This is a genomic window from Alistipes provencensis, from assembly GCF_900083545.1.
GTDB lineage: Bacteria > Bacteroidota > Bacteroidia > Bacteroidales > Rikenellaceae > Alistipes > Alistipes provencensis.
This window is the reverse complement of record NZ_LT559262.1, coordinates 1,616,934-1,633,786: the sequence shown is the minus strand read 5'-3', so window position 1 is coordinate 1,633,786 and position 16,853 is coordinate 1,616,934. Positions and strand designations below refer to the sequence as shown.

The window sequence follows — 16,853 nt, the reverse complement described above, 5'->3', positions numbered from 1 at the left end:
ATCCTCAGAATTCCAATTTGATGTTAAATCCGACACTCCGCACGGTCGGCATGCCGTAGACGTCGATACCCTGATTGTCGTTGCCCGTCGAGAGCACGAGGTCGGGGTCGAACGGCGACGCGTTGTAGATAAAGAAGAGGTTGCGGGCCACCAGCGACACGCTCACGGCGCTGAACACCCGTGTGCGCCGCACCAGTTGTCTGGGCAGCGCATAGGAGAGCGACATCTCCCGCAGGCGGATGTTCGTCGCGTCGTACATGTAATATTCCGTCACGCCGGCGCGTCCTCCGACCAGTTTGTAGAATCCCTTCACGTCCTCGATCCGCCGCCCTTCGAGCGTCACATAACCGCGGTCGCGGGCATCGGCCGTCGCCTTCGTGACGCCGTAGGAATCCAAGTCGGCCATCGTCTGCGACAGCAGCCGTCCCCCGTAGCGGCAGTCCACCAGCAGCGACAGCGACAGCCCCTTGTAGGAGACCGTGTTGCTCCACGACAGCGAGAAGCGGGGATTGGCGTTGCCGACCTTCACGGTGTTTCCGTCGCCGACGGTGCGGGGAAGCCCCGCGTAGTCGCCCTCGGTCTCGTAGATGATCCGCCCCTGTTCGTCGCGGTCGAAAGCCCGGCCGTAGATGTCACCGATCGAACCGCCCTCGACGAGCTTCATGGCGTAGGATGACGAGAAGCTCGAAGGCCCGTAGACGTACTCGCGCAACTCGTCGTGGAGGCGGACCACCCGATTGCGGTTGTGCGAAAAATTCGCGCCCGTATACCATGTGACCTGCTTCCCATAGACCGGATAGGCGCTCAGCGCGATCTCGATACCCTCGTTCTCGATGTTTCCGGCATTCTCGTAGCGGAAGGCATAAGCCTCGCCCGAAAGGGCCGGGAGTTTGAAGAACTGGTTGTGAGTATTGGTTTTGTAATAGGTGGCGTTGACGTTCAGCCGGTCGCCGAAGAAACGCCACTCGACACCCGCCTCGAGGGCATTGGTCATCTCGGGTTTGAGGTTCGTCCCGGGAGCCGCATCGGCGGCGCTGACGCCTCCGCCGGCCGAGATGTGCGCCTTGGGGTTGGTGATGAACATCGGGATGTCGTTGCCCACCCGGCTCCAAGTCAGACGCACCTTGCCCATCGAGACCCACTCGGGCAGTTTGAATAGCTTGCCGATCACCCACGACGCCCCGACCGAATAGTAGAAGAACCCGCTGTTCTCGTGGTCGGTGTAGGCCAGCGTCGAAGCCCAGTCGTTACGCCCCGTGACCTCGAAATTGAGGCTCTCGGCATACTTGAACGAGGCCGTTGCGAACAGCGACTGAATCTGGCGCCGGGCGTCGATCTGCTCGTCGATATACGCCGAACTGTTCATGACGATGTTGGCGACGTTGAAGATGTTGGGATAGTAGAGCGACGCGGTTTTCGAGTCGATCCGCAGCGAATTGACCGTGCGGTCGTTGAGCCCCGTACCGAGCGTCGCGCTGAATTTCCAGTCGTCGGAGAGGCTTTTGTCGAACAGAGCCAGCACCTCGCCGTTGAAAAGCGTCTCCGCGAAACTGCTCTCCACATAACGCCCGTTGGCTCCGGCCAGCGCGGGCGCCGTCGAAGCCCAGAACTTCTGGCGCACCTTGTCGCTGAAATGGTCGACGTTGGCGCGGGCCTTGATATGCAGCCACCCGGTCACCCGCCAGTCCGCCGACAGCGAAGCCATGACGCGGTTGCGCAGGCTCTTGCTGCGGATGCGGTTGACGATCCAGTAGGGATTCTGCTCGAAATCGTCGCTCGGGGCGATCCAGTTCTGCACGGAGAGTTTCCGGTCGGGGTCGTAGACCTCAAAACCCTCGCGGTAAGGGGTGATGTCCACGCCGCGCGGAAAGCGGTACAGCCCCACCAGCGGATTCATGTAGAAACCGCCCGGCACGGGTTTGTCGTTCACCGTCTGGCGCATGAAATTGACGTTGCCGTCGAGTTTCACCCGCTTGCGGAGAATGTCCGACGTGGCGCGCAGGTTGAAGTTGTGGCGCATCAGCCGGTTCTTTCCGGTGATGCCCCGCTCGGCGGTATTGGCGTAGGAAAAATAGCTCTGGATCGACTCCGACCCCGTGGAGACCGAGACGCCGTTGACCGCCGTTACGCCCGTCCGGAAGAACTCCCCGGCGTTGTCGTATGCCGTCACGCCGCCCCGGGCGCCCCAGCTCTCGACCCCACCGCTCACGCCGTAGCGATTCTGGAATTCGGGCAGGCAGAAAGGACGCTGGAAAGTCAGGTTCGACGAGAAAGTCACCTGCTGCTTCTCGGCGCTGCCGCGCTTGGTCGTAATCAGGATGACGCCGTTGGCGGCCTGACTGCCGTACAGCGCGGCCGCAGGGGCTCCCTTGAGGATCGACACGCTCTCAATATCCTCGGCATTGAGGTTCGAAATGCCGTCGCCGCCGTCGCGGTTGCCGGCGTCGGCGATGCCGCCGATGGCCGAATAGGACTGCTCGGGCGAGGAGTTCAGCATCGGCATGCCGTCGACGACATACAGCGGCTGGTTGTCGCTGGCCACCGAACGGACGCCGCGGATGCTCACCTTGGCCGAAGCGCCCGCTCCCGAGGAGCTCGCGTTGACCTGCACGCCGGCCGACTTGCCGGCCAGCGCCAGAATCATGTTGGGGGATTTGACGGCCGACAGTTCCGTACCTTTGATCTTGTCGGCGGCATAGGTCAGGTCGGCATAGTTGCGCTCGAGGCCGAGGGCCGTCACGATCACTTCCGCGATGGCCTTCACATCCTCCTTCAGCACCACCTCCAACGCGGTACGGGTGCCCGGCTCGATCTGCTGCGAGGCATAGCCGAGGTAGGAGAAATCGAGGATTCCTCCGGTCGTGACCATTATCGAAAACCGTCCGTCGGAGAGCGTCGCCGTACCGTTCGGAGTACCCCGTTCCACGACGGTGACCCCGACCAGCGGAGTACCCGCCTCATCGGTAACACGGCCTTTGACCTCCGTCTTACGAACGCCGGTCCGGGCGTAAACAGTAGTTTGGGTAGCCAAGCACAACCATGCAGTGAGGAGTGCGACAAACACCAATCCCACAGTTGGTCCCGGCCGCAATTTAAAAAAAGAATGCATAAGGGGCGTCACTTATTACAATAATCAACCGCAAATGTATAAAACTTTGTCGGATACAACACGAAAATAGCATATTAAAACCACAAAAACGGCCAAAACAGACGATTTAGCGATAAAATACTCACTCTCCGTCGGCAAAAAACCGCCGAACGGTCCCGAAAACCCGCCGGAGAATATCCTTCGGTCCGGCATTCCGCCGCCGCGAATCACTGAGAATCCGCGCATTCGGCCGTCCGGCACACGCCGTTCTGGTACGCAAATTGCTCGGGAAGCGGTAAATCCATATACCATGAAGAATTTTTCCACACTGATCGAAAATTCGAAGCAGGCCGTCCGTTACTGGTGGCTGCTGCTGATCGTCGGCATCGCGCTGTTCGCAGTCGGCGTGCTGACCTTCGTTTTCCCGGCCCAGAGTTATCTGGGCATGTCGCTCGTCTTCGGCTGGCTGATGCTGATTTCGGGCATCCTCGAAGTGGTGCTCTCGTCGGCCAACCGCCATTTCATCACCGGCCGCGGCTGGATGATGGCCGGGGGCATCATCGAGATCATCCTCGGCATCATCCTGATCTTCAACGTCGCGCTGTCGGCCGCCACGCTGCCCATATTTCTGGGTTTCTGGCTGATGATGCGCGGATTCAGCTCCATCGGACTGGGCGGCGACATGAGCGCCATGGAGATTCCCGGCGCAGGCTGGACCGTCTTCACGGGCGTCCTGCTCCTGCTGTGTTCACTATGGATCCTGTTCCAGCCGCTGGTATTCGGCACCACGGCTGTCGTCGTCTGGGTCGGCATCACGCTGCTTTTCGCAGGCGTCGCGGCCTTCTCACTGGCCCTCCAGCTCCACAATGCCCACCGTTGCCTCGGCGGCGGCCGCTGAGACCTGTTTCCTCCGAAAAGCGGGGCGTTAGCGGATAACGTCCCGCTTTCCCATTTCCCAACGTTGCACGGGGAGCGGAAATTACCTATCTTTGAATCTGCAAATCAAGCGTATCCATGAAACGAATTCTGATCCTGACACTGGCGGCCGCCGCTTTGGCCGCCTGCGGAGGCCCGGGCCGCAAAGCCGCAAAAACCGAAGAAAGCAAAGAAAGAGTAGTGATGACCGGCGGTTACACCGAGCAGCGTCCGCTCAGCGAGCAGGAACAAGCGCTGTTCCATCAGGTCACGCAGGGCCTTACGGGCGTGGCATACACCCCCGAAAGCGTCGCCACGCAGGTCGTAGCGGGCATCAACTACCGCTTTGTCTGCAAGGCGCGCACCGTGACGCTCGACCCCGAAACCTATCAGGCCGAGGTGACCGTCTACCAGCCGCTCCCGGGACAGGGCGAGGCCCGGATCACCTCCATCAAACGGCTTTGACACCCTCCGCGGCATGCTGCAGGTACTCCTGCAGGATGAGCGCATGGTTCTCGGCGGCATTCTTCGAGGCATAGAGCAGCGTCACGGTTTCCGTGTCCGCAATCTCACGGATAAAATCCCGCACGGCCTGCGAGCCGCGCAACTCCTCCGTATAACGGCGGCGGAACTCCTGCCACCGCCCGGCAGGGTCGGCGTGATACCACGCGCGCAGTCCGGCCGAGGGCGTAATGTCCTTGGCCCAGATATCGTATGGCAGGTCCCCCTTGCGGACGCCCCGCGGCCAAAGTCTGTCGACCAGCACGCGGCAGCCGTCGTCCGGTGCCGGCGTTTCGTAAACCCGTTTGATCCGTATTCGTGTCATAGGATTATTTCAAAGGGGTGAAAAGTTCGATCAGATTCTCTTCCGGATCTCTCAAATGGACAACCCGCATTCCCCAGCCGGGCATATCGACCGGGCGATTGACAAACTCGACACCCTTTGCGGCAAGGGCTTCAAAGGCTTCATCAACGTTTCCGACCTCGAATGACACCATCATCTTTTCCCGGCCGCCGACCGGCTGGGCTTCATCCGCATTGCCCACGACCGGAGCCATCAAATCGGAAGTGAATATGGCCAATCCTTCGATGCCTTCGGCCACCCTGAAACTTCCATAACAGCCTTCGATATCAAAAACCGGCTCCAGACCAAGTTTTTCGGTATAAAACCGGAAGCACTTGTCATAGTCCTTGACCAATAATCTTACATTGCTGAATTTCATCATCATCTGATTTTAGCGTGAGTCGTGCAAAAAACGAGAACGCACGAAGGTACATGAAGGGCGCCTCCCGGCGCCCTTCCCCATCAAAAATTAACCCTTAAAAATTATCTCCGCTTCGGAAGACCTCCGAGAGGTAATGATGCAAATAACACAAATCCGCATCACCTTGTATCACCTCCCGCATCATTAAGTCTTCGTCCTCAGAGATGCCGTTGTCTGAAACCTCATTTTTGTCAATCTCCTCCATAGGCCTTACTGGTTTTAGCTTGCTTTCATCCATATAACGCAGCCCTTCGGGAGATTATTGTGCGGCGTCAGCTCAGAATCAGATTTTTTTCCTTGATCATCCTCCGCAGGTTGATCAGCGCATAGCGCATGCGTCCCAGCGCGGTGTTGATGCTCACGTTGGTCTGCTCGGCGATGTCCTTGAAGCTCAGCCCCGAGAAATAGCGCATGATCACCACCTCGCGCTGCTCGGCGGGCAGCAGCTCGACCAGCGCGCGCACGTCGCGCTCGATCTGGTCGCAGACCATCGCATCCTCGACGGTGCGTTCGGCCAATTTCAGCGTGCCCAGCACGTCGTAACCCGCCTCGGACTCGCTGACCGACTTGTTCTGCCGCTGTGCGCGGAAATGGTCGATCACCTGATTGTGGGCGATGCGCAGTATCCACGACAGGAACTTGCCGTTATCGGTATAACGGCCTTCGTCGATCACACGGACGGCTTTGATGAATGTCTCCTGAAAAATATCATCGGCCACGTCGCGGTCCTTGACCATCATGTTGATGTAGTCCCGCACGCGTCTGCTATGGCGTTCGATGAGTTTGGATATGGCACTCCGGTCACCTGAAAGGTAGTGATTAAGCAATACCTGGTCACTTAATACTTGCACGTTCATACTCTTGTCTCAATTAGTTACTAAGAGTAGATTTCTTTCCCGATAGGCAATCCTTTTAGAGTTACAGATGTCGTTAATAATCATTGTTCGGGCCTTGTGAAACGTCGGAGTTTCCGGAGGCTTTACGATGGCAAGATAAGCACATTTTCCGAAAAAACCAAATATTTTTCTACTCCGCCGGAAATTTGCCGGCACAATTTTTCAGCCTGAAGCCAACAAAATCCGTGCCGAAAATAACCTGCGGAGGGATAAAATGCAAAAACGCGCTTTGGGCGAAACGGCAGAACACGCGGGTAAAATGCGGTTCCGACTGCGGCGCAAATAACAACAGGGAGGGCTACTTTATCGGCTCGACATGGATGGCGATCATCGTCCCCTCGCCGAAACGCGCCCGCAGGCGTCGTTCGATGGCGACCGTCAGCGCATGGGAACAGGCGACGGTCATCGCCCCGTCGACGCGGACATGGACCTCGATGGCGATGGCGGCGCCGATACGCCGTGTCCGGAGGTTGTGCGGCTCCCGGACGGCGGGATCGGCCGTCACGATACGCAGAATCTCCTGCTCCGTCTCCTCGGGAAGCGATTTTTCGAGCAGTTCACCCAATCCCGTGCGGATCAGGTCGAAGGCGATCTTGAAGATGAACACCGCCACGATCAGCGCGGCGATCGGGTCCGCAATGCGCCACCTCTCGCCCAGAAAATAGGCGCAGCCGATGCCGACGAGCGTTCCGAGCGACGAAAGGGCGTCGCTGCGGTGATGCCAAGCGTTAGCCACGACGCTGGGACTGTCGATCGCACGTCCCTCGCGCACGGTATAACGGTAGAGTATCTCCTTGGCCGCGATCGAGAGGACCGCCGCCACGAGAGCGATCAGTCCGGGCCGGGGCAGCAGCCCGCCGTCGATCACCACCCGGATGGCCCGGATGCTGTCGGCGAGTATCCCGACGCCCACGATACCCAGCGCAATGCTGATGAGGATCGTGGCGAGCGTCTCGTACTTGCCGTGACCGTAATCGTGCCCGTCGTCCCGGGGCTTGGCCGAGATCCGCGCGAAGACGATCACGACGATGTCGGTGGCCAGATCGGAGAACGAATGCACGGCATCGGCGATCATCGCACCGCTTCGCCCGAAGACACCGGCGACGAGCTTCAGAAGCGACAGCACGAGATTGACCGCGAAACCGACGAAGGTCACGCGGTAGATGCGGCGTATCCGTATTTCCGAGGTGTCAGACATACTTAAAATATGGGGTAAAAGTACGAAAAAAATTTAGAGTATCACTCCCTCGGAATGCGTTGTTTCTGCTCTCGGAGGAGTATATTTTATGAAGTGCAGTCCGGCGTGTTTTCGATTTCAGGCGGATATTTCCGCACATCCCTCGAACGGGACGGATGGATAGTACCTGAGTACTGCCCATTCACATCCAGATAGAGTTGTAACTTAAAAAGTTATGACTCTATTTGCATATAGCAGGTAATGGTTAGGAAACGGTTGTATGCATTTGTTCGCATCTGCTTTCCTTCATGTCAAACAACTCCTGTTATTGAATACAAATTTAGATAATTTTTCGATTCTGACAAATCCATAATTTAAGGCCATCGTTGACCGTATTCCATAAGGTGGTTGTGCCCCCTCTATAGTAGCAACATTATGCTTGTGAGTAGCACTGTAGTAATATTGTAAATAATTGAAAATGATCGATATTATAAGAAAACTACATAAAAGTACACAGTATATTTTCCTGACCAGTTTAATTCTTTTGGCGTCATGCTTTTTATAGAAGAGCAATCATAAAAGCGAAAATTGCTGCATTCTAGTATTTTTGAGAAAAGCCTATCTCATTGTGTATTCTGGGTGAATAAGAACCTTTATAAAAGAAGCCAGCGGACCGTGTATTGTCGGTCCGCTGGCTTTTTGTGATGCGGAATATCAGAACAAGTAAAGTTCCGAGACGTTGGTGCCGTAGTAATCGGCCAACGTCGCTGTTACCGTAAATTTGAAATACCGTCCGCTGACATAACTGCTCAGATAGACGTAGTTTTTGACGGTGACGCCGGCGCCCGGAATCACATAAGTTCCAGCGTCGGTCCATGTGTTGTTGTCGTCGCTGACCTGAAGGTTTACAATCCGCGGATTGCCGCGGTTGTACGGGCTTTCGAGGTTGGTCGCCGAGGCTGTTCGTCCGTCTACTTCAAGTCCGTGGATTTCCTTTTTCACTTTCATGTCGACGACGAGGATGTGGGGCGGCCCCGGCTGGTTGCCGGTGGCATAAGAGGTATGCCAGAATGTGGTAAGGTCGCCGTCGAAGATGTTCGCAGCCTTATAAGTCGTGGTGTTGTGCTGCGAAGAGACACTGAGTAGTTCCCATTCCGTCCGGTCGAAATTGGTATAGGGGTTGCTTTCGTGCCGTCCTTCGATCTGCAGATACACCGTGCGCATCGAACCGTTGACGGGCAACTCGGGGCTGACCGAAGCGATCGAGACAGGCAGGATATAAGGTCCTACGCCGCGGAACTGCGAGGGATGGATTGTAACACCGGCCTGCGAGGAGTAGAGCTTGCCCTTGGCGATGACGGTCTGTGCATCGCTGATCGTGTAGGCGTCGGTGAGGAGTGCTGGGTAAAGCGTCTGGTTGTCCTCGTTGAAGCTGTTCACCAATGTGGGATCGGCGCCGAACGTGACTGTAATGTTTTCCTGCGGTACGTCCAGCCCTCCGTAATTGGCGTTCAGCCGGAACGTCGTGTCGCGGTCCATGGATATCGTACAGGCGACGGGATAATCCCGGGCCTGTACGGTATAGATGTTGCGGTATCGGACGGTGTCGAAATCGTATTCCTCACCGGGTTTGTTGCAAGCTGCTGCCAGCAGGGCGGCGGCAACGATGAAATATGCGGTTGTTTTCATGCTGTTCAAATTTTACCATCCTGGGTTCTGGACGAGGTTGCTGTTTTTTACCACTTCCGACTGTGGTATGGGGAAAAGGTAGTAATTGCTCCGGAACACGCGGGTCTCGAATACCGTACGGGCATAGAACGCATCGTCCTTGTACGAGTTCCCGGCCATCATGTTCATTCCGTAGAAGGGGCCTCCGTCGGTCTGTTCGGCGATCAGCCAGCGGCGCGTGTCGAAGTAGCGGAGGTTCTCGAAACAGAGTTCCACCCGGCGTTCATGGCGTATCTTCTGCTGCATCACTTCTTGTGAAAGATTCTCCTCCACGGCCGGCAGTCCTGCCCGTTCGCGGATCAGGTTCAGGTAGTAGGCGATGTCGCCGTTGCCCGGATCGTATTCGTTCAGCGCCTCGATGTAGTTGAGCAATACCTCTGTGTAACGATACAGAATGGCGGGGCGCGTCAGGTAGACGCCGCTCTTGCAGTTGGTGTCGGGCGGCACGTTCTTGATGGCTATGTAACCCGAACGGGGATAGTTGTCGGTCGTTTTCGAGCGGCCCGAAGCTCCGGTGTAGTAGAGGGCGATCCGCGTGGCGTTATCGCCCACCCAGTACGAACCGTTGAAGCAGATGTTGGCATAGAACCGCGGTTCACGACCGTAATACATCATCCGGCTGCCGGCCGGGCAGTAGACGAATCCCGATTTCGAATCCTTGTAGTCTGCGCCCGAATAGCCCTCCTCTACATAGCCGCTGCCGTCTTCGAAGATGCCCTTTCCGTTGGCCATCTCGAACTCATCGATGAGCTGCTGTGTGGCCGCCATGCTCTGGTATCCCCCGGTTTGCAGTGGCGATGCCGCCTGGTCCCAGTAGCGCAGCCAGTTGTTGATCCGGAAAACAATGTATTCGCAGTTGAAATTGTCGAAATAGACGTTGCGGACCGAGAGGTAGGGGTTGATGCTCTGGTCGCTGTTGCGCACTTTGTATAGGTCGAAGATACCGAGGTCGATGATATCCTTGGCTGCGTCGGCCGCCTTCTTCCACTTCTCGCGGTCGTAGGTCTGACTGATAAGCGGAGTTCCGTCGGGATTTTTGAAATTGGCGTACATGGGATTTCCGTTGAATTGCGGACTCGCGGCATAGAGCAGCATCCGCGACTTGACGGCCATGCACATCGCCTTCGTGGCCCGGCCGTAGTCGGTCTTTTTCTGCTCCGCGAAATGCAAGGGCAGATCGTTCGCCGCCAGGTCGAGTTCCCGTTCGATGTAGGCCACGCACTCGTCGTAGGTGCTGCGGGGCTTGTTCATCGCGGGATCGTCGCTGGGCAAGTCGCCCGGAATGGCATCGTCACCCAGGATGATGAAGGGGCCGTACTGCCGCAGGATGTTGAAATAGTAGAATGCACGCAGGAATCGGGCTTCGGCCTTGTACTGGTCGATCAGGTCCTGACCGGCCTCGGCGAGGATCTCTTCATTGCCGTCGATGTTGTTCATGAAGAAGGTTGCGGAACGGATTCCCTGATAGTAGTCTTTCCAGAAATTGTAGTAATTCGACGAGGCGTTCCATTTACCCAAATTCATTTTGTAGGTGGGATAGTCGTTGCCGCGGTCGTACGTCTGGTCGAAGTCGTCCGAACAGGGGTCCCACGGAACGTCGGAGGTGCGGTGCCACTCCTCCTTGACATAGTCATAGACGCCTGCCAGATACTCTTCGGAGTATTTCTTGGAGTTGAATATCTGCTCGACCGTGAGCACGTCGTTGGGTACCTGGTCGAAGAAATCGCCGTTGCACGATGCCGTCAGGATTGCGGCAAGTGAGAGGGTCAGGTAATATATGCTTTTTTTCATAGTCGTAAGTTTTTGCGTCAGAAGCTGAAATTGACTCCTATAGAGTAAGACCTCAGGTTGGGATAGGCGCCGCCCCTTCCGTCTCCGAGCTCCACGTCCCAGAATTTGAAGTCACTGAACGTAAGCAGGTTGACGCCTTGAATGAACACCGTTCCGCTTTTGAGTCGTATTTTTTCCATCCACTTTTTCGGCAGGTTATACGAAATCTGGAGGTTCTTCAGCCGCAGGTAGTTGGCGTTTTTCAGCCACCAGGTACTGTTTTCGTAGTTCATGTTGACCGATCCGATGGCCAAACGCGGGTAGAACGCATCCTGCCGGGGATTCTCTTCGGTCCAGCGGTCATCTATGTTGCTGAGCAGGTTGCCGCGTCCCCGACCCTGGATGAAGGGCATGAACCCTTCGCCGCTCATCATGATGTCGACGTTGGCCGCGCCTTGGAACAGTGCCGAAAGGCTGAGGTTCTTGTAGCCAACCGTGAAGCCGAATCCGTACATGATCTCGGGTATGGAGCCCCAGCCGATGGGAACCTTGTCGAAGTCGTCGATTACGCCGTCGCCGTTCATGTCCTTGTATTTGATGTCACCGGCTTGGGTGGTCCCGGCCTGATAAGCCGACATGGCCACTTCCTCGTCACTTTCGAAGAGTCCCAGAGCAATGTAACCGGTGCGCTGTCCGACCTTTTGCCCGATGGTCGACTGCCACGGATAGGTATAGCGCTTGTCATCCTCGATGATCTTGTTGCGGTTGAACGAGAAATTACCCAGCAGGCTGAGGTGCCAGTCCTGCCACGAATTGTTGTAGTTGACCGACAGGTCGAAGCCCTTGTTCTCCACCTCGCCGATGTTACCGAAGGGGTTTTTGATGATTCCCGCATATTCGGGGATACTCTGGCGGCGGAGCAGTATGTTTCTGCGGTTGTCCTTGAAGAAATCGATCTGGATGTTGAGGTTGTTGTTGAGCGTGTTCAGATCGAGTCCGATGTTGGCCTTGACGGATTCCTCCCATACGACGTCGACGCCGTATTCGTCGATGTACTTTTTGTCATAAGTCTGCTTCATGTCCTCGCCGAAGGTGTAGGGCTTATAGCTCGAGTTCGCAATCGTATTCATGTAGGCAAAACGTCGTCCGTCGAGGTTGCTGTTACCCGAGGAACCATAAGTGGCTCGGATTTTCAGAAACTGAATGTAGCGTTTCACGGGTTCAAAGAAGGACTCTTCCGAAACCACCCATCCTATGCCCACGGAGGGAAAGAAGCCATATCGGTTTTTGGGCGTGAAGTTCTCCGCACCGTTATATCCGAAGTTGAATTCGAAGAAGTAACGCATGCCGTAGGAGTAGGTTGCGCGGCCTGCGAAGCCCCGGAACCGGTAGGGCAGTGCATCGATCAGCGTCTGTCCGTTCTCCGTCCGCACCTCATCGCTCTGGTTGTAGAGTAACATGGCGCCCACGCTGTGCCGGCCGAAGGTCCGTGCGTAATTCAGGGCCGCCTCGAGGTAGATGGTGCGGTTGCCGTTTTGGTTGTGGCTGTACTTGAGTTCGTCGATGTTGGCATCGGAGGAGTTGGTCTGGCGGTAAGTGAGGTTGCCCTCGTCGTCATAGCCGCTAGCCAGCCACGTCTTCGGGTTTTTGATGAATCGGTTGCTCGAATAGCTGTACGAGTCGAACGAGAACATGCCCGAAACGGAGAGCCCTTCGGTGATGAACGGAAGCTGCTGGGTGATTTTCAGGTTTGAGAAGACCTGACTTCTCCACTGACTGATGTAGCCCGTGTGGTTGAGCGCCGCATAAGGGCTGTAATGTCCTTCGATGTCGGCGATCTTTCCGTCAGGATATCGGGTCGGGATGGTGATCGGGGTCATGTAGAAGGCGTTCCGGAAGATCGTCGAGGTAGCTGTTCCCGGATAGTTCGCATTGGCCAGGTAGCCCTGTACGCCCAACTTGATCTCGGTGGTGAAGGTGGGTTTGAGCGTGATGTTCGAGGTAACGTTGTAACGACGATAGTAGGTGTCGGCATTATAGTTCTGAACTCCTTCGTTCTTGTAGAGGCCGTCCTCGTCGTAATAGCCCAGGCCGATATAATAGATGGCGCTTTCCGAGCCGCCGCTGATGTTGGCGTTTGCCGAACGGTTACGGCCGAAATCCTTGAATATCTCGTCAAACCAGTCGACATTAGGATACATGTAGGGATCGGTTCCGTCGGCGGTCCATTGGATTTCATCGTCCGAATAAGGTTTCTGGTCGAAGGCTCCACCGCGGGTGAGGAACGCCTCGTTGGCCATGCGCATATAGGTCGGGCCATTGGCGAATTCCGGAAGCCGGGTCAATTGGGTGAGACCTTCGGAGTAGCGGATGTTGAATTTCGGTTTTCCGGCCGTACCGCCTTTCGTGGTTATCAGAATGACGCCGTTGGCACCGCGGACACCGTATACGGCCGTTGCCGAGGCATCTTTAAGGATGGTGAAACTCTCGATGTCTTCGGGGTCTACGTCCGAGAAGCTCCGGGGAACGCCGTCCACCAGCGTCAACGGGGCGCTCATGCTGGCTGTTAGCGTAGAGATGCCGCGGATGTAGATGGTTGCATCGTCGAATCCGGGTTCGCCCTTGCGTTGCACCGAAACCAGTCCGGCGATACGTCCTCCGAGCGACGTGGTGAGATTGCGCACGGGATTTTTGATTTCCGTGGCCTTGATCGATTGCTGGGAGCCGATGACGCTGACCTTTTTCTGCACGCCGAAACCGACGATCGTAACCTCTTCGAGTTCTTCAGTTTCGGGTTCCAGCTTGACGTTCAGCGTGGTGCGGTTGTTCACCGGTATCTCGGTTTCTTTGTAGCCGATGTAGGAGAGAATCAGCGTTTCATCGGGAGCTACGTTGAGGATGAAACGTCCGTTGCGATCGGTGCCCGTACCGAATCCGGGACGGCTTTTCGCACGCACGGTGACACCGATGAGCGGGCTTCCGTTGGCGGCGTCGGTCACCAGTCCTGCGACGGGGATTTTACCGTCGTTCTGGGCCGCGGCCGGGACAATGGAAACGAAGACCGCCGCCAGACATGCACAGCACAATACTGCGAGTTGCCGTATCCGGATACTGGCACCCGCAAACGGAGAGGTTGTTGTCGATGGATTTTTCATGGGTTGGTGTTTTAGGTTGATTCGTTTGGAGTCGTTTTAAGGCCGGTCGAACAGCGAAGCCACTGCTTCGGGCGTTGTTTCCTGCCGCGGGTCGAAATCCGCGCTGTTCATGTAGCGGAGAAGGGAGTTGCACAGCTGCCGCGCCCCCGGACGCTGCTGCTGGTCGGTGAGCAGGTCCGCGCCGCTGATGACGATCTTTCCGGCACCTACCCTGAATTCCGCGATCATCCCCAGCGACCGGGCGCTGAACCAGTCGTCGATGATGCGCACGATGGGTTCGGCTCCCTTGGCAAGCCGGTGCAGGGGCAGGGCATTGCAGCGCGACATGGCGTCGTACCATTGGTAGTCGCTGTGATACTGCGTCGGGAAGCCGGCCAGCGCAGGATGTGTGGGATCACAGAGAATGCCCATCGTATGCGGCGGGCCCCCGTTCATCCATAGGGTGTTCCAGAAGATCGTCGAGAATCCGACGGCGCAGGAATCAGCACCCCGGTTGGCCAGTGTCCCGAATTCGGGCGAAAGGAGTACGCTGCCGCCTTCCCGGAGAAATTTGCGGCTTGTATCGTCGAAAACTTTGGTGACGAGCACTTTTCCGGCTGGCGTATTCTCGGTGGGATAGACCCAGATGTCCCAGTCATTGGCATATTGGTCCATCGTGACGGTCAGCCGGTACTGCACGGGACGGTCCGTTCGGAGCGTGCGGACGATAGTGCCCACACGGGTCAGGGTCCCGGTCGGGAGCAAGTCTGCACGGAAGGTTCCGGAGTCTGCGACGCGACCCTTTTGGTCGCTAAGTACCCACCGGACCTCCTTGTTCCCGATATCTGCGGCGGAGTATTGGGCAATTTCGATGTCCGCGCGGAGTTCGTCGCCGCTGTCGAGGACGAGTTTTTCGATGCGTGCGAGCGGTACGATGGTGTTGCAGAACCGGCGGAACCGGTCGGCTGCAATGTATCCCTTGTTTTCCCAGAAGGGGTTGAGGATGCCGACCGGAGCCGTCCCTTGTCCCGGAAAGTCGTGCAGGTCGAGGAGCTGGAACCCGCCGAAGCCCTTGGTGCGCAGCGCCGCTTCGATGTCGGCTTTGTAACACAACGCTTGGAGTTTCCCCGATGCCATCAGGAAATCCTCTGCCAAATGCAACAAGCCGCTCTCCCGGAGCCGGTCTTCGAAAACGTCGAAATTGACGGCCTTCATTACTCCGGTGTAACGGGCACGCTCCTTGAGGTCAGGGTAGACACACCATTGTCCGGCCTCGTGGCTGATGACGGGACGTGTGCGGCGTGCGATCGAGTCGCTCCAGTCGTAGGCGGCACTGGGCTGCCTGCCGTTGATGATGCTCTTCAGACCCCGGCGCGTGCGTTGGATGCGTGCGTCCGGCGTGCTCAGCCACTGGTTCTCGGCGATCTCCGGCCATCCTGAGGCGCTGCCTGTGAGGAAGCGGCTGTCCCTTGCTTTCCAGTGGTTGACGAATCCGCGCAGATACTCCCTATAACGGGGACCTGCGGGTTCGTTGCCGTAGGCGAAAAGCACGAACGAAGGGTGGTTGCCGTATTCGCGGACGATGCGTTCGCTCTCGTCGTAGATAAATCGGTCGATGGGCATTCCGGAACCGAGGTTCTTGGACCAACTGCCGCATTCGACATGCAGGTAGAAGCCCATACGGTCCGCCACGTCGAAAGCGGCTTTCGGAGGACACCATGAGTGGAACCGCAGGTGGTTGAGCCCGTATTCGCGGCATGTGGACATAATCCGTTCCCATTCGGGCTCGTCGGTCGGCGGAAATCCCGTCTCGGGGAATATACAGCATTCGAGCGTTCCGCGAAGGAAGACCGGACGGCCGTTTACCGTCACCTGAGAATCCTTTACACCGACTTCCCGCATGCCGAAGGTCGAAACGGCGGAGTCTTCTCCTGAAGAGCTGCTTATGCGGGTTTCCAACATATAGAGATTGGGGTTAAATTCATCCCAGAGCCGGATATCGTCGCCCATGGCGTATTCGATTCGGACGATGTTCGTACCCTTCGTCAGTTTTTGGCTGCGGCTCATCGGCGGCGGCGTTGCGCCGCAGTTCCCCTCCGCAGGACGGGCCTGCATCGAGACGGTGGCGTTCGCTGTTCCGGCCGCGTTGTCCACGGTCAGCTCCGCAATGACGCGCTTTGCCGCCACGTCGGGCGTCAGTTTTACCGAACAGATCTGCACTGGAGGGCTTTTCACGAGCGACAGCTCGCCGATCACACCGTTCCAGTTACCCTGCGTATGGTCCGATATGCTGTGGGCATCGATTCCGGGGTCGATCTCTTTCACCCGGTTGTCGATGCGCAGGGTCAGCGTGTGGCGTCCCGGGCTGAGCTCGCCGAGGCGGTAACGGTGCGGGACGCTGAGGCTGTTCTCCGAGCCCTGCTTTTTGCCGTCGATCCAGAGCGTCGTTTCCCAATGGCAGCGTTCGAGGCCGAGGACGACCCCGCCTTCCCGGCCCCACTCCTGCGGGACCTCGATCTCCTTCTGGTACCAGGCCGCTCCGTTGTAACAAACCTCGGGTGTGAGCCAGAAGACGATGCGGGGATCGTTCCGGGAGTTCCATTTCGGGTCGTCGTTCACGTTGAACCATTTCCGGTCGGTGGCGATGGTCCCGACCCACGGAAAATCGAATGTTGAGGCGTCACCGATGCCGTTGGTCGTCATCGATCCCGGCAGCCAGATCGTCCCTTCGAGGGTCTGGTCATACCACCGCTCTTGTTCCCCAATGTCGTTGCGGTCGATACGGAACCGCCACTCACCGCTGAGGTCCAGCCGGTCCCGCTGTGCGTGTGCGCCCGGGAACAGCAGCAGAGCTGAAACAAGCGTCAAAAGTTTTTTCAT

General features: G+C 57.1%; 12 protein-coding genes. 2 read left to right on the top strand and 10 right to left on the bottom strand.

Annotated elements, in window-relative coordinates; all coding sequences use genetic code 11:
• Window positions 1-4: 4 nt before the first annotated feature.
• Window positions 5-3,067: a SusC/RagA family TonB-linked outer membrane protein gene (locus BN5935_RS06510; protein ID WP_064975400.1), complete on the bottom strand. Its 3,063-nt coding sequence runs from the start codon at window positions 3,065-3,067 to the stop codon at window positions 5-7.
• A 331-nt stretch (window positions 3,068-3,398) separates the two neighbouring features.
• Here BN5935_RS06510 and BN5935_RS06505 point away from each other — a divergent pair, with 331 nt between their 5' ends.
• Window positions 3,399-3,986 carry an HdeD family acid-resistance protein gene (locus tag BN5935_RS06505; protein WP_064975399.1) on the top strand — a complete coding sequence of 196 codons (588 nt, stop codon included), beginning with the start codon at window positions 3,399-3,401 and terminating at the stop codon, window positions 3,984-3,986.
• A gap of 116 nt (window positions 3,987-4,102) precedes the next feature.
• Complete coding sequence (locus tag BN5935_RS06500; RefSeq protein ID WP_204244895.1) at window positions 4,103-4,468, top strand: hypothetical protein; 366 nt, start codon at window positions 4,103-4,105, stop codon at window positions 4,466-4,468.
• Here the strand turns inward: BN5935_RS06500 and BN5935_RS06495 are convergent.
• From BN5935_RS06495 to BN5935_RS06460, 9 genes are all read right to left on the bottom strand, one after another.
• Window positions 4,455-4,829 carry a DUF488 domain-containing protein gene (locus BN5935_RS06495; protein WP_064975398.1) on the bottom strand — a complete coding sequence of 125 codons (375 nt, stop codon included), beginning with the start codon at window positions 4,827-4,829 and terminating at the stop codon, window positions 4,455-4,457. The two genes, BN5935_RS06500 and BN5935_RS06495, sit on opposite strands and share 14 nt — an antisense overlap.
• Before the next feature lie 4 nt (window positions 4,830-4,833).
• Window positions 4,834-5,226: a VOC family protein gene (locus BN5935_RS06490; RefSeq protein ID WP_064976862.1), complete on the bottom strand. Its 393-nt coding sequence runs from the start codon at window positions 5,224-5,226 to the stop codon at window positions 4,834-4,836.
• Between the two features lie 97 nt (window positions 5,227-5,323).
• Window positions 5,324-5,473, bottom strand: coding sequence for a hypothetical protein (locus BN5935_RS15390; protein ID WP_204244894.1), 150 nt, complete (start codon window positions 5,471-5,473; stop codon window positions 5,324-5,326).
• 67 nt (window positions 5,474-5,540) lie between these two features.
• Window positions 5,541-6,125 (bottom strand): RNA polymerase sigma factor, encoded by a 585-nt coding sequence (locus BN5935_RS06485; protein ID WP_064975397.1) that lies wholly within the window; start codon window positions 6,123-6,125, stop codon window positions 5,541-5,543.
• A gap of 337 nt (window positions 6,126-6,462) precedes the next feature.
• Window positions 6,463-7,362: a cation diffusion facilitator family transporter gene (locus BN5935_RS06480; RefSeq protein ID WP_064975396.1), complete on the bottom strand. Its 900-nt coding sequence runs from the start codon at window positions 7,360-7,362 to the stop codon at window positions 6,463-6,465.
• A 693-nt stretch (window positions 7,363-8,055) separates the two neighbouring features.
• The gene (locus tag BN5935_RS06475; RefSeq protein WP_064975395.1) at window positions 8,056-9,030 is read right to left on the bottom strand and encodes a BT_3987 domain-containing protein; all 975 of its coding nucleotides are present in this window, start codon (window positions 9,028-9,030) and stop codon (window positions 8,056-8,058) included.
• A 12-nt stretch (window positions 9,031-9,042) separates the two neighbouring features.
• A complete protein-coding gene (locus BN5935_RS06470) occupies window positions 9,043-10,860 on the bottom strand; it encodes a RagB/SusD family nutrient uptake outer membrane protein (RefSeq protein WP_064975394.1) in 1,818 nt (605 codons plus the stop codon).
• A gap of 17 nt (window positions 10,861-10,877) precedes the next feature.
• Entirely contained in the window at window positions 10,878-13,994 is a 3,117-nt protein-coding gene (locus tag BN5935_RS06465) for a SusC/RagA family TonB-linked outer membrane protein (RefSeq protein WP_064975393.1), read from the bottom strand.
• 36 nt (window positions 13,995-14,030) lie between these two features.
• Complete coding sequence (locus BN5935_RS06460; RefSeq protein ID WP_064975392.1) at window positions 14,031-16,853, bottom strand: glycoside hydrolase family 2 TIM barrel-domain containing protein; 2,823 nt, start codon at window positions 16,851-16,853, stop codon at window positions 14,031-14,033.